This window comes from Frankia sp. BMG5.60, assembly GCF_059428125.1.
Genome location: NZ_CM182091.1, coordinates 1,374,003 through 1,395,203, shown reverse-complemented (window position 1 = coordinate 1,395,203; position 21,201 = coordinate 1,374,003). Strand labels below are relative to the sequence as shown.

Below are 21,201 nucleotides of genomic sequence, written 5' to 3'. Positions count from 1 at the left end.
CGTAGGCGCGCCTTGAAACCGTAAAGAAAATTCGCGATGGGTCTCCCTTTACACCCAGTGCGGTACCGCGTCTGCGGTCACGCCGTGGATACAGCCGGAACCGTCACCGAACCCCGGGTCGGACTGCGGCGACCCGGCGGCCGAGCTCCTCCAGCGAGGGCGGGCGCGTCAGACGTCCGCTCCGGCCGGAAGCGCGGGCCGCTGCGCCGCCGCCACGAGCTCGCCAAGGTCCTGCACCGCCGCCAGTGATCCCCATCGGGTATCCAGCCGTCGCCATGTCTGCGCGGCCGGCCGAACCACCCATGACGTGCGCTGGTCACCGACCGCCTCTAATGCGCTGCGCGTTGCTGCCGCTGCCCGCTCCGGATCCGGCGTCGTTCGGTGCAGGTAGCAGCGGGCGAGCGCGTTGTATGAGCCGCCCAGCTCCGACATCCGCCCGGCAGCCCGGTCCGCCGCGATCGCGCGCAGGGCGTATCCCTCGGCGGCAGGGTCCCCCGTCCCGGAGAGGATCGCCGCCGTCTGCCCGACGGCCTGTTCCTCATCAACCCGCACCTCACCGGGCAGCACCGGCCCGGACCACAGGTGCTGCCACATGTCGTCAAGGGCGGCGCGGGCGGTCGTTTCGTCGCCGGCACGTGCCGCGGCCCGCGACTCGCACACCGCCAGCATCGGCCGGGCGTACGGATGGGCGTCACGGCGCCGCTCCGCGGCCACCGACTGCGCCCGGAACGGATCACCCCGGAAGTACGCGAACGAGCTGTCAACGGCGGCGACACAGTCGGACAGCAGCCGGTCTCCGGCCTCTTGCGCATGCTGGCCGGCGAGGTCTAGGTAGGTGTCGGCGGCAGTCTGCTCGCCTAGGTCGTTGGCCGTCAGCGCGAGGTAGATGGAGTACTGGCCGGCGCGCAAGTCCAGGATCGTGCGAGTTTTCCCGCGTACACGGCCGTCGAGCATCTGCTCGACGGAGAGCCATTCCCGCTCGGCGTCGGCGGCCAGGATCGCCGCCGGTGTGGACACGTACGCCCGCGCGATCCGGTGGATGTCCTGTTCGATCGTCCGCAGGTCAGGCGGGGCGATCGCGGAGGCGGCGGAGATACGCCCGGAGATTTGCGCGGCGACAGCAGCGGCCCCGAACAGGCCGAATTCACGGCGGTCCGTCGGACCCACCTCCTCGTCCGTGGGGGGCACCGGCAGGCCGGTGCGCATGGCGTGGATCCGTCGTCTCCAGCGTGAGAGCTCATCCCCGGTGGCGCAATAGCTATCGAGGCGAGCTGCCATACGTTCAGATGGCAGCAGCTCGCCCTGCTCGACCCGGGTCAGGTCGGCTCGGTCAACGCGCGCGTCCCTGGCGAAGCCGCGTACGGATCGGCTACCGCGTAGCTCAGTGATCCGCCGCGCGAACTCGGCCATCTCCAGCTTCCACGACTCCACGGCATTCCCCCTGCTCGCGGGGTGTGGTGTGGCCCCACACCCACACCACACACACGTTGTGGCTGGCCTGGTGCGGAGTGTGTCATATCCCCACCGGCGGATGTGCCAGCCGGCACCGACTCGCCAAGGGGGCCTCGAATGCCATCGGACTGCTCCCGTGGGGTGCTGGCCGTCGCCGTGGGTGGCCGCCCGACAGTCGAGGACGTCGTCTCCGGCCTGCCCGTCGCAGGGGATCGGGGCCGGGGAGACGTCCAGGGTGCTGCCACGGCACGGGGGGAGGGAGCCCCTTCGTCGTCGGCTCCCTCCCCCTCCCCCTCCCCTCCGCTTCCCACCCGCAGGCCAGGACTGAACTGGCCCCGGACCGCGCGCGTTCCGGATGGCGACGTCGTGAAGTTCGGCGTCGCCATCCTCGGTGACCTCGACGACCGTCCGATCAAAGTGTTGACCGAGTGGCCGACCGCTCGTGCCGCCGAGGAGTACGCCCGCCGCCGGACTGACGCCGGATACCGGGTGGTGCCCTTAGAGCGGGTCGCCGACTCCTGAGACCGGCCGCCGGGCGGCCACCCGGCGGCCCCCGAACCTGCCCTACCCGCGCGGAAACCCCCGCGGGTAGGGCAGCCCCACCCATTCCATGACCTGGAGACTCTGTGTTCTTTGACCTGCTCGCTTCGGCCACTCGCTCGCTCGCGCCGTCCCTCGGCGTGCTCGTGCTGGAGCTCCTCACCGCGCTCGCGGGTGGCGAGGGAGGCACGGGCGTCACGAGTACGCAGAAGGCGCTGGCCGGGGCACGCGCCTGATGCCCTGATCGCCTGCCCGCCCGCGCCTGCAAACGCACCGGGTGGGCAGGCCCCATCTCGACAGGAGTTGTCAGTGGACCGGACCGCCGGCGCGTGCGCCCCCGCGTGCGCCCCCGCGTGCGCCCCCGCGTGCGCCCCCGCGTGCACGTTCACCCGCATCGACGCCGACGTCGTCGTCTCCTACCGGTTCGCCGGCCACGAGAACTTCGTGCCCCTGCCGGGGCCGGTCTGGTCGGCGCTGCTTAGCGAGGCTCGCGACGGTCGGTTCGCCCGGCTCGGAGAGAGCTGGCAGCGGTGGGAGGGCGACCTCGCCCGCGGCTACGTCCGGATGCACGCCGGCCACGTCGAGCTGATCCACGGCCATGTTCATGTGCACCGCGTCCGCCTGCCCGCCTCGGTGTGGGAGCAGATCGTCGCGGCGATGCGCTCCCACGCCCTCGACCATCTCACCCCGTCACAACACCAGGACCCTGATGACCACCGCTCGTGATGAGACCCGGAGACCGGGCCTCGACCTCCGAACCAACCTGCCGCACTCGGCCCGCATGTACGACTACCTCCTCGGCGGGAAAGACAACTTCCCCGCCGACCGGAAGGCCGCCGAACAGGCCCTCGCAGGGTTCCCGAACCTGCGCGTCGCCGCCCGCCAGAACCGGGCGTTCATGGTCCGGGTGACCCGTTTCCTGGCCGGCGAGGCCGGGGTGCGGCAGTTCCTGGATGTCGGGACGGGCATCCCGACGTCGCCGAACCTGCACGAGGTCGCCCAGGCCGTCGCCCCGGACGCCCGGGTGGTGTACGTGGACAACGACCCGATCGTCCTCGCCCACGCCCGCGCGCTGCTGACCAGCGCCCCGCCGGGCCGCGTCTCCTACCTGTCCGCCGACGTCGGCGAGCCCGCGCTCCTGGAGGCGGTCGCGGTGCTGGGCACGCTGGACCTGTCCCAGCCGGTCGCGCTGTCGTTGATTGCGGTCCTGCACTTCCTGCCCGACGACGAGGCCGACGCGATCGTGTCTCGCCTCGTCGAGGCGCTGCCCTCGGGCAGTTACCTCACGCTGTCCCACGCGACCGGCGACCTCGACGAGGCCGCCGAACGCGCCGCGGAGACCTATCGGGATCAGCAGGTTCCCATGCTGCTGCGTACCCACGAGCAGGTCGCGCGGTTCTTCGACGGTCTGGAGCTCGTCGACCCGGGTGTGCAGGTCGTTCACCGCTGGCGCCCCGACACCACCATGGAGAACCTCACCGACGCGCAGGTCAGTGTCTACGGGGCCATCGGCCGGAAACCATGACCGATCCCGTCGCGAGCGGTCCGGATGAGACGGACGAGGAGTACCAGGCCCGCCGAGACCGAGAGCACAACGAAAAGATGCGGAACTTCAGAGGGTTTTCGGCGGAAACCGTCGCGGCGATCCGCGAGGAGGAGCGGAGAGAGGACGAGGAAACGCGGCGGCGGCTGTTCGGCGACGGCGAGCCGGCGGTATGGATCGACCGCTACATCGACCCGTGACGGAGCAGGAAGTGGACGAGGACGAGGAGTCCGACGCGCGGGACTTCGTGCAGGAGCCCATCACCGCAGAGGAGTGGGAGGCGGCGAAGCAGCGGGTCCGCGCGAAGGAGCGGGAGAGAACGAGACAGATCTTCGGCGACAAGACGCCCACAGTCTGGGTCGACCAGTACATCGACCCGTGAACTGCGAGAACCTCACGGGGGACGATCCGCCATCATTTACCGGTGATGCCCGGGTGAACCCGGAGACGGCGACGTGGTGGCGGCCGAGTGCAGCGCCGCCCGGCGCCCCGACCGTTGAGTTTGCCGTAGTCCCCGGTGGTCTCGCGTTCCGCCACTCCGAGAATCGCACGAGGGTGGTACGTGCCGGATGGCCGGCGGTGCGCGCCCTCCTCGCTGACCTCCTGTCGATCCACCCAGATCTGATCAGCGAGTGGTCCGCGCACCCGCTTTCCCACCGGGACCGGCCCACAGACTGACCCGACCCGACCCGACCCGAAGGAATCGAAGGAGACGCGATGCCCCCCACCGCAACCATCACCGAGACCGAGACTGAGAAGATCAACTTTCTGTGGCTGGTGATCACCGGGCGCTGCCAGCTCGAATGTGATCACTGCTACGCCGAGTCCGGCCCCACCGGGACGCACGGATCGATGACCACCGACGACTGGCGGCAGACGATCGACGCCGCCGCCGCCCACGGGGTCCGCCGGGTGTCGTTCATCGGCGGTGAGCCCACGTTGCACCCCGGCCTGCCCGACCTGGTCGACCGGGCGCTCGGCGTCGGCCTGAACGTCGAGGTGTTCACCAACCTGGTGCGCGTGTCCGATCTCCTGTGGACGCTCTTCGGCCAGCCGGGAGTGAGCCTGGCGACCAGCTACTACACCGCCGACCCGGTCAAGCATGAGCAGGTCACGGGCGTGCGCGGTTCCCACGCTCTCACCCGCAGGCACATCGCAGAGGCGCTGCGGCGCGATATCCCGTTGCGCGTCGCTCTCACTGATATCGGGAGCGGCGACGTCGACGCGGCGCACTCCGAGCTGCTCGGCCTCGGCCTTGATGCCAAGGACATCCGGCGGGGCGAGGTCCGCGCCTTCGGCCGTGCGGTCGGCGGGGGTGCCACGGCGGGGGGCTGCGGGCGGTGCGGGCTCGGCCGCGCGGCGATCCAGCCCGACGGCAGGATCACGCCCTGCATCATGACCGACCGCGATGGCGGCAACGTCCGAACCGCGTCGCTAGCCGATCTGCTGGCCGGGGATCGGTGGCGGGCCGCGGTCGGTTCCGTGCCGCGGCCCCGCACGGCCGACGGGTGTCAGCCGGACGACTCCACGCCCTGCGGACCTGTCCATCCCGAGCCCGACCCGAACATCGCATGACGGCCGACTGGAAGACCCACGCCCGCGCGCTCGCCGACACGATCACTCATCCCGGCTCCCGCTGGCACCCGGTGGTCGCCGATATGCCGCGGCACGAGTTCGTGCCCGCCTGGTGGACACGGGGCGACAACGGGTTGGTTCTGCGCCGCGGGCCGATCGCGGACGCCTACGCCAACCAGTCGTTGGTCACCCGCGTCGGCACACTCCACGCCGATCATGCAACCGAGGAAGATCATCCCGAGGGCCGGTCGACCTCGTCCTCGACCATGCCGTCCCTGGTCGTGCACATGTACCAGCATGGCCGGCTGGCCGAGGGCCTGAACGTCCTCGACGTTGGCACTGGTTCCGGGTACGGCGCCGCGCTGCTCGCCCGCCGCTACGGCGACGAGCACGTCACGACGGTCGACGTCGATCGGTACTTGGTCGAGGCGGCGGCGCGGCGCCTGGCCGCCCTCGACCTGCACCCCACTGCCCTGATCGCGGATGCCACCGGCCCGCTGCCAGGCGAGTACGACCGGATCGTCTCTATGGTCTCGGTGCCGCACATCCCCCCGAGCTGGCTGAAGGCGTTGTGTCCGGGTGGCCGACTGGTCACCACCATCCAGGGCACGTGGATGATCATCACCGCGACGAAAACCCCGAATGGCGTCGTCGGCCAAGTCGAACGGGACTGGGCGGGCTTCATGGCCAGCCGCACCAGCCACGACTACCCTCCATCCGCAATCGATACCGACGAGCTCGACGAACGCGACGGTGAGCACGTCGGAACCGGCCGCTACCCGGTCGTCGACGTCGGCGACGCCTGGGAACTGTCGACCATGCTGACCCTGGAAGTCCCGGGCATTCGGCACCGCTACCAGCGCGGGCCCGAGGGCCGGCACACCGCGTTCATGGCCCACCCGGACGGATCATGGGCGCGCGCGACCGCGGTCGGCGCCGAATCCCCGACGGTCCACCAGGGTGGGCCGCGCCGGCTGTGGGATGTGCTCGACGGCGTCCGGGATGACTGGCTCCGGCGGGGGTGGACACCGGTCCTCGGCGCCCGCGCGGTGATCGACGACGACGGCTCGATCCGGCTCTCCTTCGGCGATTGGAAGGCCAAGGTCTCCGCTGCGGCGGCCACGTAGGTACGCGTCCAGCCCCGTCCTGTTCCCTCGCCACCCTGCGGTGCCTTCCCGCGCGGTACCGGCGCGCGCCGCCGGGTGGCGAGGGCTTCCCCTCCGCTGGGCGTCTGATCTGGTGCGGGGACGCGGGCAGATTGCATTTTCCCGGGGGCCGGTCCGAGGCCGGCGGGACGGACTCCTGTCAGGGCATCCGGGGATGTAACCCGCATCATACGTTTAACCCGAGGGGTTTACCCCCTAGCGTCGCCCTTCAGCCCTTCAGCCCGTCGCCCGGTGTCGCATCGCGGCAGTAAGGGTGCGGGACAAGAGTCCTACGTCAGACGGTCAGGACCTCGACACGGCGACGCGGGCGGATGCCACTGGGACAACGTCAGGCGCGCTGGCTGCGCGCTGTCTGCGTTTGCGATGCGGGGATGGGGTACATCGGCCCTCGAATGCGATCGCATGCCCGTTTCGCGTATCGGAAAGTGAGGTGGGTGGGGTGTGGACTGCCCCATCGGCTCGCTGTATGTGGTCGTTCTGGCTGCCGACAACGGCGGCGCGGATTCCATTTCGAAAGCTGCTTCGTTCACGAGCGGATGAAATGTGTGGCGGGCGCTGGTGAAGTGGCGGTGGAGCAGGGGGGTTGGTAGGGGACGTGGGGGAGGTATCGGGTCCATTCGGATGGGGTGAGCTGGTTATCGGTGGTGGTACAGGCGCGCCTTGAGAGGTTGGTGGGGTTGAGTTCCCAGAGTCGTGCGGTGCTGTCGTCGCCTGCGGTGAGGATGCGGGTGCCGTCAGGGGTGAAAGTGAGGTCGCGAATGGCGGCGGTGTGTGCGTTGAGGGTGGCAAGTGGGTGGGGGTTGTGGGGGTCGGTGAGGTTCCAGAGACGAAGAGCACCGGTGGCGTCGGCGGTGGCAAGCAGAGTGCCGGCGGGGTTGAAGGCGACGGCGGTGGCGGCGTTGGTGAGCCCGCTGAGGTCGGTGAGGCTGCTGGTTCGTGGGGTGTCGGCGGTGGGGGCGGGGGTGAGGGTGGTGAGGGGTTCGGGGTTGGTGGGTTGGCGGATGTTCCAGAGGCTGACGGTGCCATCAACGCCCGCGGTGGCGAGGGTGTGTCCGTCGGGGCTGATGGCGAGGTTGATGGGGGTGGTGGTGGGGGTGATGCGGGCGATCGGCTGGGGGGTGTGGGGGTTGGTGAGGTCCCAGAGTCGGACGGTGCCGTCGGTGCTGGCGGTGGCGAGGGTGGCGGCGCTGTTCGGGATGGCCTGGGCGGTGGCGGCGTCGTCGTGGGCGTGGACGGTGGCGAGGATGGTCAGGTGCGCGGGGTCGGTGATGTTGAGGGTGAGCATGCTGCCGGTGCTGGTGGTGAGGGTGAGCACGGTGCCGGCGGGGTTGAAGATGGCGGCGATGGGATGGCCGGCGTTCTGGAGGGTGTAGGTGCCGGCGGGGGTCGGGTCGGCGGGGTTGCGGGTGTTCCACAGATGGAGGGTGTTGTCGTTACTGGTGGTGGCGGCCAGGGTGGCGGGCGTGTTGATGCTGATGGCGGTGACGGCGGCGGCGTGCGGGAGGGTGGCGAGTGGGGTGGGGTGGTCGCCGGGGGTGGTGAGGTCCCAGAGGCGGGCGGTCTGGTCTTTGCTGCTGGTGGCCAGGGTCCGCCCATCGGCCGTGACGACGGCGGTGGTGATGGGTCCGGCATGGCCGGCTGTGCTGAGCGGTGGTAGCCGCCCGATGGTGGTGGACAGCAAGGCGTGTGCGCTGGCGGCGGGGTTGAGGCGCCATGCCGCGAGCGCGAGACGTTCGGCGAGGGCCGGGTCGGTGGTGTCCTGTGCGGCGGCGGCGAGGGTGCGGCCGGCGGTGGTGCGCTGGGCGGCGGTGAGCGTGCCGCTTGCAGTGTGGTGCTCGGCGCCGAGGGTGAACGCGGTGGCGGCGAGAACGGCGACGGCGGCGACTGACCCGGCGATGAGGGTGCGGCGTCGGTGGGGTGGTGGCGTGCTGGCGGGGGCGGGCGGGCTCGGGGGTGTGGGTGGTCGGGCGGTGTGGATGGCGGGGTTGAGGGGTCGGGTGACGTCGGGTAGCCATCGGTCGGTGTCCGGGCCGGGAGGGGGGATGGTGGTGGGGCCGGGTCCGGTGAGCAGGCGGTAAAGCTGTTCGGCGGTCGGCCTGTCTTCCGGACGTTTGGCCATGGCGGCGGTGACGGTGCTGCGAAGCGGTTCGGGGAGTCGGTGCAGGTGGGCGGGGGTTTCGGTGCGGATGCGGTGTGGGAGTAGGGCGGCGGGTTCGTGGGGGAACGGCGGTGTGCGGGTGGCGGCGTAGAGGACGACACCGCCCCACGCGAAGATGTCCCCGGCCGGGCTGGGTGGGCCCCCGTCGAACGCTTCGGGGGCCATGTACTCCGGCGTGCCGATCTGTTCGCCGGTGAGCATGGTCATGTCCTGGGCGGTGGCGATGCCGAAGTCGATGACGCGGGCCCCGGTCGGGGAGAGGATGACGTTGCTGGGTTTGAGGTCGCGGTGGACGACTCCGGCTCCGTGGATGACGGCCAACGCGGTGGTGATGTTGACCGCGACTTGTTCGAGCTCGGCGCCTTTGAGCGGGGTGGTGCGCACGGCTCTGCTGAGGGTGGGGCCGGGGACGTAGTCGGTGACGAGGTAGGGGGGGTTTGCGTCGGGGTCGGCGTCGCGGACGGCGGCGGTGCAGAACCCGCGCACGCGGCGTGCGGCGGTGACTTCCCGGCGGAAGCGGTCCCGGAACATCGGGTTGCCGGTGACCTCGGGGCGGATGACTTTCACGGCCACGGTGTCGCCGGTGGGGTCGCTGGCGAGGTAGACCATGCCCATCCCCCCGAACCCGAGTCGGCCGCGCAGCGTGTAGCGGCCGATGTGGGTGGGGTCGTCGACGCGCAACGGCTCGGGGCTGGTCACGGCTGTTCGGTGGGGGGATCGCGGCGGGGCGGTGTCGGGGCGGCCGGTGGGCTGGCGGCTGGGGGTGTGGTGGCGGGGCGGGGGCGGGGGCGGTAGCTGGTGGCCGGTGGTGGTGGGGGCAGGGTGGCAGGGTCACGGTGCCGGTAGGGGTCTGTCCTGGTGTGTCCCTCCCTGCGGCGTAGCTGCTGGTCGAGTTCCATCGCCAGGGCGAGGGTCATGGGTTCCAGCTCGCTGCGGGTGAACCAGTCGGCAGAAATTCCGTGATTGCGGGCGGCGATCTCCTTCCGCGCGGTGATCCCTCGGTCCTGGCCGGGTGGAGCGGAGACCAGACCGAGCATGATCGCGGCGGCGTCCGCGCGGGGGGTGGTGAGCGCGGCCACGGCGGTGACGATCATTCGGTGGGCGGTGCGGGCACGCTGATGGTCACTGGCCTGTCCGTCGGCGGGGACCAGCAGGTTGAGTAGCGGCCTGACTTCGGCGTGTAGCGCGAGGTCGGCGGCGTGTGGGATGCCGCGTTTGTAGGCAGGGGCAAGGCAGGCATGCAGCGCGGCGGTGCGATCGCCTTCGGTGGTCATCGGCGGGGGTCCTTCCTGGTCGCCCCGACCCGGGACTCCGGTTCCACTCCGGGTGTGGTCCGGTGTGGCTGTGTCGGGTGTGCTCCGGGTCGGGTCCGTGCTGAGTCCGGTTCTGCTCCGCATCCACATCGTCACCCGTGATCGGACGGTGACACTGTGCCGGCTAGGGCTGGTTGGGTGGGAGTTGAGGCGCCCGGTCCGGGTGTACTCCGTGCCCGGTCCGTGGCCGGACCGGGTGGGGTGCTCCGTGTGCAGTCCGGGGCTGGTCCGGCTCGGCGTGCCGTGTACGCCGCGTTGAGCGCCGGGTAATTCCGCGGAATAACCGGCTGTGGAACCTTCTCGTTAGGCGGCACGCGGGGCAGAGTAAGTGGCGGCGGAACGTTTCCGCTTCCCGGCCTTCCCGTGTCCACCCGCCTTGTTCTGGGGGTTTTCTGTCGTGCCTCGATACTACGTGCGCCGGTCGTATGGTTTCACGTTCTGGGTGTTCGTGTTCTGGGCGCTGTACCTGGGCTTGTTCTTCCTGTCGTCGGCGGGGACCTGGGCGGCGGTCATCGCGGTTGCACTGATCGTCATTGCGGTGTTCTGGCTCGTTGCGAAGGTGACCCGCCGTGGGTGAGGACACCCCGATCCTTCGTACGGATTTGCTGGCGGTCCTTGCGCTGAGTGCGTGGATGGCGGCGCTGTTCTCTCTCGCGTTCGGCGTCACGCTGGCCTTTGCTGTCCTCGACCGTACGTCGACGCCTCCGCCGACGGTGTCGTGCTCGTCGGCTGACTATCACTCGACGATTTTCGGGACCGTGCGTCCGTGCGGTTCTTCTCCCAGCTAAGGAGCTGTTATGCGTGTGATTCCGGTGAACGAGGCGTTGTTGACGAACGTGGTGGCCGTGTCGACGGCGACGCCGGACGTGGACATGGACGGTAAGCCGAAAGCGAACCGGGACGGCTTGCCGATGTTCGTGGTGCAGGTCGCGGTGACCTTCGAGGACACCGCTTCCTTGCTCAAGATCAAGGTGGCCGGTGAGGCGCCCAAGGTCAGCGTGGGCATGCCGGTGGCGCTGGTCGGCCTGCTCGGGACGCAATGGGCGATGTCGGACCGCCATGGCATCTCGTGGAGCGCGCGGGAAGTCCGGCCCCTGCCGGCGGCCCCGCCTGCGGCGACACCGCCGGCCGGCAAGAACTAGACGCCTTTCCCGCGGGTCGGGGGGTGGTGGTGCCGTGACCTCGCACCACCACCCCCTTTTGTCGTCTGGTGAGGTCGGGAAGGGGGGACGGTCGCCGTGGCCGTGCTCAAGATTCGTCGGGGTCGGTTGCGGCCCGATCAGTACCGGCTTGCCTTGCGTCCTTCGGTCTTTGAGCTGGCGGTCCGGCATGTGGGTCGGCATGTGTGGGGTTGGCGGCGTGAGGCGTTGACGCTGGTCGCGGTCCTGCTGGTGTATCGGCGGTGCGTCGCGCTGGTCGGGCCGACGGGTGGCCGGTGGCTGTTCCTTGTGCTGCTGGTCGTGGTCGCGGTGGTGCCGGTGGTCCGGCGGGCGGCGTTGGGCTGGTTGCTCGGTGGAGGGCTGCGGCGGCGGTGGGCGGCGGCGTGCCGGGCGTGCCGGCTGGAGACCCCTGGTCGGATCATGGGGCGTACTCCGCGTGTCCGCCGGGCGCGGCGCGGCGCGGCCGGCTGGCACATCCGGATCATCCTGACCCCTGGCATGTCGGTCGAGGACCTGCATCAGGTGGCGGCCCGGTTGACCGCGACCCTGAAACTGCGGGAGCTGCGTATCTCCCCTGATCTGACCCGCGCCGACCGGGTCGGGCTGGTCCTGGTCCGCCGGGAGGTCCTCGGTCGCCCGGTCCGCGCGGACCTGCTGCCGCCGGGTGATCCTGGGGATCTGGACCGGCTGCCGGTCGGTGCGAAGGAGGACGGTACGGCGTGGCTGTTGCCGTTGCGCGGGTCGCATGTCCTCGTCGCCGGGGCGACGGGCGCTGGTAAGGGCTCGGTGTTGTGGTCGATCGTGCGGGGGTTGGCCCCGGCGATCCGCGCGGGCCTGGTCGAGGTGTGGGCGGTAGATCCGAAAGGCGGTATGGAACTCGGCTTCGGGGAACCGTTGTTCGAGCGTTTCGCCTGCGACGTCGACAGTATTAATGATCTTCTTGCCGATGCGGTGAAGGTCATGAACAGGCGGACCGGTCGGCTGCGTGGGGTGTCCCGGCTGCATACCCCGTCGCCTGGTGATCCGCTGGTGGTCGTGCTCGTGGATGAGATCGCGAGTTTGACGGCCTATGTGGCGGATGCGGAGCGTAAGAAGCAGATCGGCGGGAACCTGTCGTTGCTGCTGAGTCAGGGGCGGGCGGCTGGGGTGGTGGTCGTCGGCGCGGTGCAGGACCCCCGCAAAGAAGTCATCTCCATGCGGGACCTGTTCCCGATCCGCGTCGCCCTGCGGATGACCGAGAAGGCACAGGCGGACATGGTTCTGGGCGGCGGCGCCTACGACCGGGGGGCGCTCTGCGAGCGTATTCCCCGCGGCCTTCCCGGGGTGGGCTATGTCCTGGTCGACGGTGACCCCACCCCGGTGCGGGTGAGGGCGGGGTGGTTGACCGACGACGACATCCGGGCCATGGCCACCCACCACCGGCCACCCGTCACCCCACCCCCGCCACCGTCGCCCCCGGGCCCCCCGCCGGCGCGACGGGCCCCCGGCTGGACTCCGACCCTTCCCCCAACTCCGGGTCCAGCCGCCCCACCCGTCCCGCCCCCCGCGTCTCGCTCCCGGCCGGCGACCGAACGGTACGGGGACGGGGATGGGCCGACCATCCCGTTGCGCGGCTGGCCGTTGCCTCCGCCTCCGGCGCCCCGGCCGATACCGCTGCCGCCTGCGCTGGACGACGGGAGTCCCGCGGCTGAGGCGGCGTGGCGCGCCTGGGAAAGCCAGCTCCGGCGCCGCTGACGGCGTCACCGCACCCCCCTTTCTTTGCCTCCGTTCACCCCGGTCCGATCTCGTCGGCACCGGGCGTTGGACCCTGCCCCCGCGAGGTACTCACAGTGACTGTCCAAATACTTTCCGATGATCGGCGGGTGGCGGGTGGCTGCTCGTCGCCGATTCGCCTCCGTGGACATACGGATCATGTGGACCGGGAGACCGGGCAGGTGCGGCGGGCGTTCTCCTCGGCGGGGCAGCCCGGGAATGTGGTGCATGTTCGGTGTAACAACCGGCGGGAGTCGGTGTGTCCGGCCTGTTCGCAGACGTACAAGCGTGACGCGCGGCGGCTGGTGCTGGCTGGGTTGACCGGTGGTGACGGCCTACCCGCCCATGTTGTGGATCATCCGGCGCTGTTCGTGACGTTGACGGCGCCGAGTTTCGGTCCGGTGCATTCGCGTCGGTCGGTGGGCAAGGGCGGGCAGGCGCGGGCGTGTCGGCCTCGGCGGGGAACGTGCCCGCATGGTCGGCCGGCGGGCTGCCATGCCCGGCACGGCGACGGTGACCGCCAGCTCGGTAAGCCGCTGTGCGCGGACTGCTTCGACTACGCGGGCGCGGTGATCTGGAACGCCATGCTGCCGATGTTGTGGAAGGTCACGCGGGACCGGCTTGAAAGCGCCCTGGCGGTGGCGTCGGGCCGGTCGGTGGCGGCGCTGCGCCGCGAGGTGCGGGTGACGTTTGTGAAGGCGGCGGAGATGCAGGCCCGGGGCCTGGTGCACCTGCATGTGGTGATCCGGGTGGATGGGCGCGGCGCAACCCCGGACGACATCGTTCCCCCACCTGGTTGGGCTTCCCTCGACCTGGTGGCGGACTGCCTGCGGGAGGTCGCGGCCGGCGTCGCGGTCGACGCACCGGACCCGGCGGACCCGGCGGGCGTGCTGCCGGTCGGCTGGGGTGCGCAGATGGATGTGCGGGCGCTTGCGGTTGACGGGCCCGACTCCTCCGGCAAGATCGCCAATTACCTCGCGAAGTATTTGACGAAGAGTGTGACCGGGTCGGGGTTGCTGGATCGGCCGGTGCGTAGCCTCGCGCACCTGGCCCGGCTGGCCCTGGACGGTCATGCCCGGCGGATGGTGGAGACCTGCTGGGCGCTCGGCGGCGTCGAGGGTTTCGCGGTGGCGCTGGATGAGGCGGCCGGTCGCAAGCCTGGGCGGCTTCCGGGTCTGCATCGGTGGTCCCATGGGTTCGGCTTCGGTGGCCATTGGATCACCAAGTCGAGGCGGTACAGCACGACGTTCGGGGCGTTGCGTGGGGCCCGGCGTGTCTATGCGCGGACGATGGCGGCGGTCATGTCCGGCGGTCTGCCTGTCGATGCGTTCGGCAGGCCGGACGGCGATCCTCGTACCGTCGTCATCGGGGCCTGGTCCTACGCGGGTCGGGGTTCGGAACGGGCGTCCGATACCGACGGGCCGTCCCCGACCGGTCCGCCACGGGCGGCTGTGCGGGTGCCTGGCTCGTGGCAGGCCAGTCGATGAGTGGCGTAGCCGCGATGCTTCCGTTTGACGACTGGCAATCGGATAGCGGCCCGGTGGACGTATCCCCGGTGTTGGCCGTGCCAGCAATGAGCACCGAAGGTTCCGACTTGCCTGGGAACCCGGCTCCGCTGGCCGGGGGCGGTGAGGCTGTCCGGTTGCCCACGGTGGGGGTGGGTGGGCGGGTTGCCACGTCTCCGGGGGCAGATATCAGGCCCGGCGTGCGGCGTCGGCGGGTCTTTGCTCCGGAGGTCGAAGCGTGGGGGGCCGCTCAGGCGGCCACGGCTCCGCCCTGGTCTGCGGAACGCCGTGACCACATGAGACGACTACTCAACGTTACCATTCCGGACTAGGTGCGCCACACGAGCTCAATCTTGGAGGGATCGAACGTCTGACGCCCCCGGCCGACCGGATGGATCACAACGGCATGTAGATGCTCGGCGATGATCTGCCGTTGGCGTGGCAACGTGTAGTCATCCCACTCCGCCCGGATGTCCGCCGGACGGGTCTTGATGCCCACCGTGGTCGAGGCGAGGAACCGCGTCCGCTCCTCTTCCAGCTCCTGCTCGCGTGCCTCCAAAATCTCAAGATCGCGGAAGTAGCTTTTCGGGCTGATCCGTCGGGGTGTGCTCATCCACGCGTCCCGCAACGCCGTCAGGCTCTCCTGTACCTCGTCCCACTCGGCGTGCCGGTCCCACCGGGGTGCCTCGGGGGTGACCGTCGCGTCCGCTGCACGCAACTCGTTTTCGATCTTGTGGAACAGCGCAGACAGAACGTGATCGTCAACCCAGACTGCTTTGCGGCCCACCCCTCCGCATCCCCCCTGGGTCTTCGGCTTGCACTGGTAGATGCTCGCCCCGGTCCTCGATGGGCTGCATCGCATGCCGCCGGTGCACAGGCCGCACCTGGCGATGCCGCTGAGCAGGTGCACCCGCGCGTTCTTCCCGCGTTCCCGGATGTGACGATCACCCAACACTGCGATCATCTTCTCCCACTCGGCCGGCGTCACGATCGGCTCCCAGTTCCCGACCACGGGAACCTCCGCGATCTTCCCGTCAGGCTGGGTCTCCTTCCGGGTCACGATCTCCTTACGGGTGTTGATCGTTCCGTCGGGATTCGCGGTGTGCACCGTCCGTGCACGCCACCCACACACCCGCGGGTTCCGTAGCACCTGCTGAACCTTCGTCAACCGGAACGGCTTCCCCCGGCTGCCCGTCAACCCGGCAGCGTTCCACCGGGTGACGATGTCCGACACCGGCACCCGGTTCGCCACGTCGACCACTGCCGACCTGATCGCCTCCGCTTCCGCCTCGCGCAACGTCAGCCGATCATCATTCCAACCGAACGGGCGGACCGTCGCGCGTGACAGGCCCTGCTCCTGCCACTGCTTGTGGGCACGCTTCCCACGTCGCGACGTGTCCACGCTCGCCTTGTGCGCGCCCACCGCCTGACTACGGGCCGCGTTGCGGCCGTAGTCGTTCGTCAGATCGACTCCGGGGCCCACAATCGGACAGCCGTACACCTCGGCTACTTCGATCGCGTCTTCCAGGTCACGAAGATCACGAGTCAGCCGGTCAAGATCATAGACAACGGCTCCGTCGATCTTCCGGTTCCGCAGATCCGCCAACAGCCGCTGAAACTCCGGACGGACCACCCGCGTAATGATCCGCCCGTCCGGCAGCGTGATCCGCTTCTTCTTCCACGCGGACGTGCGCTCCTGGTAGACCTCCGTTACCGACCCCCCGAACTCGGAGGCGAACTCCACCCCATCCTCACCCTGGCGGAACAGCGCATCGTCGCCCCCTACGTACAACGAGTACCGGGTGTACAGACCCAACCGCAAACCGTCCAAACGCATACCAAAATAGTAATTCGCGCACTCTCTTCCCTGTGGACGAGACAGGCGGCGCCGCTCCCACGCACAACCCCTCCGGGCCGGGGCGGGGACGTCGCCGCGAGGCCGGCTGCCGCCAGGTTCCGTAGATCAACGCCAGCGGCCAAGGGGTCTGGCCGGTCGGGCAGCCGGGTCGGGCTGGCCGGAGGGAGCAGGCTGGTCGTTCAGGAGGCGGTGGGGTCGTCGAGTCGCAGCGCGCGGCCGACGACCTCCTTCATGATCTCGCTGCTGCCGCCGAAGATCCTGGTGATCCGCACGTCGCGGTACATCCGGGCGATGGGGTACTCCTCCATCCACCCGTAGCCGCCGTGGAGCTGGACCCCGGCGTCGACCGCGTCGAACTCCAGCTCCGTGGCGAGCAGTTTGGCCGCGGCGGCGTCCTGCGGGGTGAGCGTGCCGGCGATCCTCGCCTGGACGCAGCCGTCCACGAGGGCCTGGACGGCGAGCGTGCGGGCGTGCAGGGCCGCCAGGACGAACCGGGTGTTCTGAAAGCTGCCGATCGTGGTGCCGAACGCCGTGCGGCTGCGGACGTACTGCCTGGTCAGCTCCTGGGCACGCCGGGCACTGGCGACGCTGCCGACGGCGATGGACAGCCGCTCGGCCGCCAGGTTGCGCATCAGGTAGTGCAGCCCGCGGTGCTCCTCGCCGAGCAGGTTCGTCGCCGGCACCCGGGCGTCGTCGAAGAACAGCTCGGCGGTGTCCTGCGCGCGCAGGCCGACCTTGTCGAGCTTGCGTCCCCGCTCGAAGCCGGGGGTGCCACGCTCCACCGCGAGCAGGCTGAGCGAGCCCCGCCCGGCGCCCGGGTCCGTCTTGACCGCCACGACCACGAGGTCGGCGAGCAGGCCGTTGCTGATGAACGTCTTGGCGCCGTTGACGACGAAGTGGTCGCCGTCGCGCAGGGCGGTCGTGCGGATGCCGCGCAGGTCGCTGCCGGCGCCGGGCTCGCTCATCGCGATGGCGGTGACGGTCTCGCCGGAGCAGTAGCCGGGCAGCCAGCGCGCCTTCTGCGCGTCGGTGGTCAGGCCGACCAGGTAGGGGGCGAGCAGCTCGTTGTGCAGCGACAGCCCGAGTCCGGTGATGCCGCCGAACGCCAGTTCCTCGGTGACGATCACGTCGTAGCGGGGGTCGTTCAGCCCGGCGCCGCCGTACTGCTCGGGCACGGTGAGCCCGAGCAGGCCCATCTCGCCGGCCCGGCGCCAGGCGGAGCGGTCGACGACGCCGGCCCGCTCCCACTCCTCGTGGTGCGGCTGGCATTCCTTCGTGACGAAGGTCCGCACCAGCTCACGGAACTCCTCGTGTTCGGCCTCGAAGAGCGTGCGTTGCATGACGGCGACTCCTGTCTGTGCTCGTCGCGGGCCTGGTTGCTCCTCGCGGGTGGTTGCTCCTCGCGGGACGGGTCGCTCCTCACGGGAGTGGTTGCTCCTTGAGGGATTGCTCGCTTCCCGAGGGACCGGTCAGCCGGCGGCTGCGCCTCCCGCGGCGGCGAGGGCGGGTGCGGCGGCCGGGCGGGGGTGCAGCGCGCCCCAGGCCGCGGCCATGGCGCCGGCCTCGGCCGGGGATGCGCCGTGCACGAGCACCTCGTCGGCGCCCGCCGCGCGGTAGGCCGCTGCCCGCCGCGCGCAGGCGGCGCTCGACCCGATCGCCGCGCCGGTGTCGAACCATTCCGGGGGGATCAGCTCGGCGGAGTCCACCAGCCGGTCGCGGGTGACGGCGGTGTCCGCGATGCCGCGTCCGGTCAGGGTGGGATGGGCGCGCAGCCGGTCGAGCACCGCCGGGTCCCAGCCGTTGCGCTCGACCAGCAGCTCCCCGAGGCCGCGGACCTGGAAGTAGCTGACCGCCCGCGCCCGCACCGCGAGGTCCGCGCGCTCGGGCGGCAGGTCGGGTGCGGCGACGAGGGTGGTGATGACCCGGACCGAGGCGGGGTCGCGTCCGACCCGCTCCGCGGCGCCGCGCACCGCCGCCACCGAGGCGGCCACCGCGTCGACGGTGAGGAACGGGTGCAGGATGACGCCGTCGAACGCCCGCCCGGCGAGGTCGAGCCCACGCGGCCCGATGGTGCCGAGGACGACCGGCGGCGCGCCGTCCGGAGGCAGGTCGGAGAAGCGCATCCCGCGGAACGACCCCGCCGCCCCCTCCTCCCGGATCGCCTCGCCCGTCCAGAGCCGCCGCAGCACGCCCACCAGGTGCTCCAGCCCGCGCAGCGTCGGCGGCGGGACGCCGAGTGAGGGCGCCAGCACCCCCAGCCCCCGGCCGAGCCCGAGGACGAACCGGCCGCCGCTCAGCGTGTGCGCGGTCGCCGCCAGCGCCGCGATGGTGAGGGGGTGGCGGGTGCCCTGATGGATCACGGCGGTCCCGACGCGGCACCGCTCGGTCGTCGCGGCGAGCGCCCCGCAGACCACGCCGGCCTCCTTGAGGTCGAGCCGCTCGCTGACGTAGACCGCGCCGAAGCCGGCCCGCTCGGCGTCGCGCGCCTCCCGCAGGGCGCGGGCGGGGTCGCTGGCCCGCCCGGGCAACACGTACACGCTCAGGTCGTCGTGCACGTTCAGGTCGTCGTGCACGTTCAGGTCGTCGTGCACGTTCAGGTCGTCGTGCACGCCGTCGTTGTGGTCCGCGGATGTCATGATCGGCTTTCCCGGGCTTCGGTCGTGGCGGTCGTATCGGTCGAGGGAGAGGCGGCCTGGGCGACCCGGAGCCTGCCGGGAACCTGGAGTTCGCCGGGGACCTGGAGTTCGTCGGGGAACAGCTCGTCGGTGTGACCGACGTAGCCCAGCGCGAGGAACAGGTACATCTGGGCCGTCTCCAGCGCCCGCTCGATCGCCGGCGACAGGGCGAGCTCCCGCTCCCGCGCCAGGTGGGCGTGCACCGCGAGCAGGCGGGCGCGCTGCCGCTCGACGTCGACGCCCAGCTCCGCCCCAGGCCCCGGCCCCGGCCCCGGCTCGGTGTTCGGTCCCGGTGGCGGGAGCGGATCGAGATCCGTGCGGGTCCGCGTTCCCTGTGCCACGCCAGCCATCCTTCAGCGCCCTTCTCCGGGGGTGGCGGCTCGTGCGTCCGGCTCGCGGGCGTCGAAGATCCGCCTGGTCTTCAGCTCGTAGCGCGGCAGCGTCCCGGCATGGACGACCTCGGTCTCCAGCCGGACCCCGAGGTTGTCGCGCAGGTGGGCCGACAGCCGCGCGGCCAGGTCGGCCAGTGTGCCGACCCCCGCCGCGGCCTCGGCCCGCACCAGCATCCGGTCCATGCCGTCGCGGCGGGACAGATGCAGCTCGTAGTGGTGCGTCAGCCCCGGGACCTCGCTGATCAGGTTCTCCACCGCGGTCGGGTACACGTTGACCCCGCGAATGGTGACCATGAAGTCGGACCGGCCGAGCACGACGCCGGGGAAGTGCTTCCACGTCCACCCGCAGCCGTGGTCGGGACGATCGTCGATGCGGACGAGGTCGTGCGTGCGGTACTTGATGAACGGCTGCACGAGGTGGGTGTAGCTGGTGATGACGTGCTCGCCGACCCCGTCGGCGTCGGTGACCGGCTCGCCCGAGTCGGGGTCCACCGAGTACGAGTGGCAGACGTCCTCGATCGCGTGCACCCCGCCGGCCCACTTGTCGCACGACTGGCCGATGAACAGCGCCTCGCCGATGCCGTAGGCGTCGTGGATCCGCTCGACGCCCCACGCCTCGGCGAGCCGCTCCCGGATGCGCGGCACCGACAGTCCGGCCTCGCCGCCGCCGGCCAGGACGCGCACCCCGGCGCGGCGCAGGTCGAGGCCCTCGCGCTCGGCGATCTCGGCCAGGTGCAGCAGGTAGGTGGGGGTGGCGCAGACGATGGCGGGGCGGCGTTCGAGGATGTGGCGGACCCGCTGCTCCCCGCTGGCACCACCGCCGGAGACGATGGTCAGGCCGAGGTTGCGCGCTCCCCAGTAGTAGGTCCACAGCCCGACCCACATGCCGAAGTCGAAGCAGAAGTAGATCGAGTCCCGGGGCCGGGCGCCCTGGCCCCACAGGCCGTAGCAGAGCTGGGTGCCCGCCTTGTGCATCTCGAACTGGCTGAACGCCTCGTGCAGGAACCGGCCCGTGGTGCCCGTGGTGTGGAAGTACTGCTGCCAGTGCTCCGGGCCGAGCGCCAGACCGCCGAACCCCGACTCCGAGCTCTCCTGGTCGCGGACGTAGTCGGGCTTGTCGGTGAACGGCAGCCGGTGATGGTAGTCGTCCCAGGTGCGGATGTCGGCGGGCTTCACCCCCGCCGCGTCGTAGATCCGCCGGTGCAGCGGGGAGTGGTCGTAGGCCCAGCCGACCAGGTGGCGGATCCGGGCGAGGTGCAGCGCGTCGAGCCGTTCCCGATCGGCGGTCTGCGTCGCCCGGTTCCAGAACCGCTGGTCGACGGCGTGGCCTAACGCCCCTGCCATTGCGCGGTCCGCTTCTCGATGAACGCGGCGGCGCCCTCCCGGTGGTCCTCGGTGGTCTTGAGCACGCTCTGGCCGAGGCGCTCCAGCCGTCGACCGGTCTCGCCGTCGACGTCGGCGCAGGTGTTGAGCACGAGCTTGGCCATGCCGAGGGCGAGCGGCGCCATGGTGGCGAGCCGGTCGGCCATCCCCCGGGCGGCGTCGAGCGCCGTCCCCGCCGGGACGACCTCGGTGACCAGGCCGATCTGCAACGCGACGTCGGGACGCAGCGTGCCGCCGAGCATGACCAGTTCCTTGGCCCGGCCGCGACCCACGTAGGTGACGAGGCGCGAACAGCCCCCCGACCCGGGGATGAGGCCGACCTTCGCCTCCGGCATGACGAACCGGGCGTTGTCGCCGGCCACCCGGAAGTCGCAGGACAGGGCGAGCTCGAACCCGCCGCCCGCGGCCACCCCGTCGACGGCGGCGATCACCGGGATCTCCATCGCCTCGATCGTGTCGAAGACGTCGTGGATGCGCCGGGCGTGCGCCCGGAACCCGCGGGTGCCAAGCGCCGTGAGGTCGCCCATGCCGCTGACGTCCTCGCCCGCGGAGAACGCGCGCCCACCCGCGCCGGTGATGATCAGAACGCGCACCGCCGGGTCGAGCGCGGTGTCCTCCACGGCGTCGCGCAGCTCCTGGCGCATCGCCGCGTTCCAGGAGTTCATCCGGTCCGGCCGGTTCAGCGTGAGCACCCGCACGCCGCGGGGCTCGTCATCCACGGTGATGTAC

General features: G+C 70.8%; 22 protein-coding genes. 13 read left to right on the top strand and 9 right to left on the bottom strand.

The features are described 5' to 3' along the window. Positions 1-168: 168 nt before the first annotated feature. Entirely contained in the window at positions 169-1,410 is a 1,242-nt protein-coding gene (locus AC5R91_RS05690; RefSeq protein ID WP_495397902.1) for a helix-turn-helix domain-containing protein, read from the bottom strand. 408 nt (positions 1,411-1,818) lie between these two features. Here AC5R91_RS05690 and AC5R91_RS05685 point away from each other — a divergent pair, with 408 nt between their 5' ends. The 8 genes from AC5R91_RS05685 to AC5R91_RS05650 all read left to right on the top strand — a co-directional run bounded on the left by AC5R91_RS05685 (position 1,819) and on the right by AC5R91_RS05650 (position 6,237). Then, positions 1,819-1,974, top strand: a complete 156-nt coding sequence (locus AC5R91_RS05685; RefSeq protein ID WP_495396060.1) for a hypothetical protein — start codon at positions 1,819-1,821, stop codon at positions 1,972-1,974. A gap of 104 nt (positions 1,975-2,078) precedes the next feature. Further along, positions 2,079-2,228 carry a hypothetical protein gene (locus AC5R91_RS05680; protein WP_495396059.1) on the top strand — a complete coding sequence of 50 codons (150 nt, stop codon included), beginning with the start codon at positions 2,079-2,081 and terminating at the stop codon, positions 2,226-2,228. A 73-nt stretch (positions 2,229-2,301) separates the two neighbouring features. Next, on the top strand, positions 2,302-2,718 hold the full coding sequence (locus AC5R91_RS05675; protein WP_495396058.1) for a hypothetical protein: 417 nt from the start codon (positions 2,302-2,304) through the stop codon (positions 2,716-2,718). After that, positions 2,702-3,517 carry an SAM-dependent methyltransferase gene (locus AC5R91_RS05670; protein ID WP_495396057.1) on the top strand — a complete coding sequence of 272 codons (816 nt, stop codon included), beginning with the start codon at positions 2,702-2,704 and terminating at the stop codon, positions 3,515-3,517. Before AC5R91_RS05675 ends, AC5R91_RS05670 begins: the two co-directional genes overlap by 17 nt. Next, entirely contained in the window at positions 3,514-3,735 is a 222-nt protein-coding gene (locus AC5R91_RS05665) for a hypothetical protein (protein WP_495396056.1), read from the top strand. The genes AC5R91_RS05670 and AC5R91_RS05665 overlap by 4 nt, the downstream gene beginning before the upstream one ends. A gap of 11 nt (positions 3,736-3,746) precedes the next feature. Continuing rightward, on the top strand, positions 3,747-3,917 hold the full coding sequence (locus AC5R91_RS05660; RefSeq protein WP_495396055.1) for a hypothetical protein: 171 nt from the start codon (positions 3,747-3,749) through the stop codon (positions 3,915-3,917). 335 nt (positions 3,918-4,252) lie between these two features. Beyond that, the gene (locus tag AC5R91_RS05655) at positions 4,253-5,110 is read left to right on the top strand and encodes a radical SAM/SPASM domain-containing protein (RefSeq protein ID WP_495396054.1); all 858 of its coding nucleotides are present in this window, start codon (positions 4,253-4,255) and stop codon (positions 5,108-5,110) included. Further along, the gene (locus AC5R91_RS05650) at positions 5,107-6,237 is read left to right on the top strand and encodes a methyltransferase domain-containing protein (protein ID WP_495396053.1); all 1,131 of its coding nucleotides are present in this window, start codon (positions 5,107-5,109) and stop codon (positions 6,235-6,237) included. The genes AC5R91_RS05655 and AC5R91_RS05650 overlap by 4 nt, the downstream gene beginning before the upstream one ends. 565 nt (positions 6,238-6,802) lie before the next feature. Here AC5R91_RS05650 and AC5R91_RS05645 read toward each other — a convergent pair. Then, complete coding sequence (locus AC5R91_RS05645; protein ID WP_495396052.1) at positions 6,803-9,133, bottom strand: WD40 repeat domain-containing serine/threonine protein kinase; 2,331 nt, start codon at positions 9,131-9,133, stop codon at positions 6,803-6,805. Beyond that, positions 9,130-9,708: a hypothetical protein gene (locus AC5R91_RS05640; protein WP_495396051.1), complete on the bottom strand. Its 579-nt coding sequence runs from the start codon at positions 9,706-9,708 to the stop codon at positions 9,130-9,132. The genes AC5R91_RS05645 and AC5R91_RS05640 overlap by 4 nt, the downstream gene beginning before the upstream one ends. Positions 9,709-10,144: 436 nt before the next feature. On the opposite strand from AC5R91_RS05640, the gene AC5R91_RS05635 reads away from it, so the two are divergent. From AC5R91_RS05635 to AC5R91_RS05615, 5 genes are all read left to right on the top strand, one after another. Then, positions 10,145-10,324 carry a hypothetical protein gene (locus AC5R91_RS05635; protein ID WP_495396049.1) on the top strand — a complete coding sequence of 60 codons (180 nt, stop codon included), beginning with the start codon at positions 10,145-10,147 and terminating at the stop codon, positions 10,322-10,324. Further along, the gene (locus AC5R91_RS05630; protein ID WP_495396048.1) at positions 10,317-10,535 is read left to right on the top strand and encodes a hypothetical protein; all 219 of its coding nucleotides are present in this window, start codon (positions 10,317-10,319) and stop codon (positions 10,533-10,535) included. Before AC5R91_RS05635 ends, AC5R91_RS05630 begins: the two co-directional genes overlap by 8 nt. A gap of 9 nt (positions 10,536-10,544) precedes the next feature. Next, positions 10,545-10,889 (top strand): hypothetical protein, encoded by a 345-nt coding sequence (locus tag AC5R91_RS05625; protein ID WP_495396047.1) that lies wholly within the window; start codon positions 10,545-10,547, stop codon positions 10,887-10,889. Positions 10,890-10,985: 96 nt separating this feature from the next. Continuing rightward, the gene (locus AC5R91_RS05620; protein ID WP_495396046.1) at positions 10,986-12,641 is read left to right on the top strand and encodes an FtsK/SpoIIIE domain-containing protein; all 1,656 of its coding nucleotides are present in this window, start codon (positions 10,986-10,988) and stop codon (positions 12,639-12,641) included. After that, positions 12,605-14,146 (top strand): replication initiator, encoded by a 1,542-nt coding sequence (locus AC5R91_RS05615; protein WP_495396045.1) that lies wholly within the window; start codon positions 12,605-12,607, stop codon positions 14,144-14,146. Before AC5R91_RS05620 ends, AC5R91_RS05615 begins: the two co-directional genes overlap by 37 nt. Positions 14,147-14,492: 346 nt before the next feature. On the opposite strand, the gene AC5R91_RS05610 is transcribed toward AC5R91_RS05615, so the two are convergent. The 6 genes from AC5R91_RS05610 to AC5R91_RS05585 form a co-directional block, all read right to left on the bottom strand. Beyond that, positions 14,493-15,980 (bottom strand): recombinase family protein, encoded by a 1,488-nt coding sequence (locus AC5R91_RS05610; protein ID WP_495396044.1) that lies wholly within the window; start codon positions 15,978-15,980, stop codon positions 14,493-14,495. A 221-nt stretch (positions 15,981-16,201) separates the two neighbouring features. Next, a complete protein-coding gene (locus AC5R91_RS05605) occupies positions 16,202-17,362 on the bottom strand; it encodes an acyl-CoA dehydrogenase family protein (protein ID WP_495396043.1) in 1,161 nt (386 codons plus the stop codon). A gap of 129 nt (positions 17,363-17,491) precedes the next feature. Beyond that, positions 17,492-18,658: a TIGR03857 family LLM class F420-dependent oxidoreductase gene (locus AC5R91_RS05600; protein ID WP_495396042.1), complete on the bottom strand. Its 1,167-nt coding sequence runs from the start codon at positions 18,656-18,658 to the stop codon at positions 17,492-17,494. Further along, on the bottom strand, positions 18,655-19,038 hold the full coding sequence (locus tag AC5R91_RS05595; protein WP_495396041.1) for a hypothetical protein: 384 nt from the start codon (positions 19,036-19,038) through the stop codon (positions 18,655-18,657). Before AC5R91_RS05595 ends, AC5R91_RS05600 begins: the two co-directional genes overlap by 4 nt. Positions 19,039-19,050: 12 nt before the next feature. Next, positions 19,051-20,433: a phenylacetate--CoA ligase family protein gene (locus AC5R91_RS05590; protein ID WP_495396040.1), complete on the bottom strand. Its 1,383-nt coding sequence runs from the start codon at positions 20,431-20,433 to the stop codon at positions 19,051-19,053. Continuing rightward, positions 20,418-21,191, bottom strand: coding sequence for an enoyl-CoA hydratase/isomerase family protein (locus tag AC5R91_RS05585; RefSeq protein ID WP_495396039.1), 774 nt, complete (start codon positions 21,189-21,191; stop codon positions 20,418-20,420). The genes AC5R91_RS05590 and AC5R91_RS05585 overlap by 16 nt, the downstream gene beginning before the upstream one ends. Between the last annotated feature and the right edge of the window lie 10 nt (positions 21,192-21,201).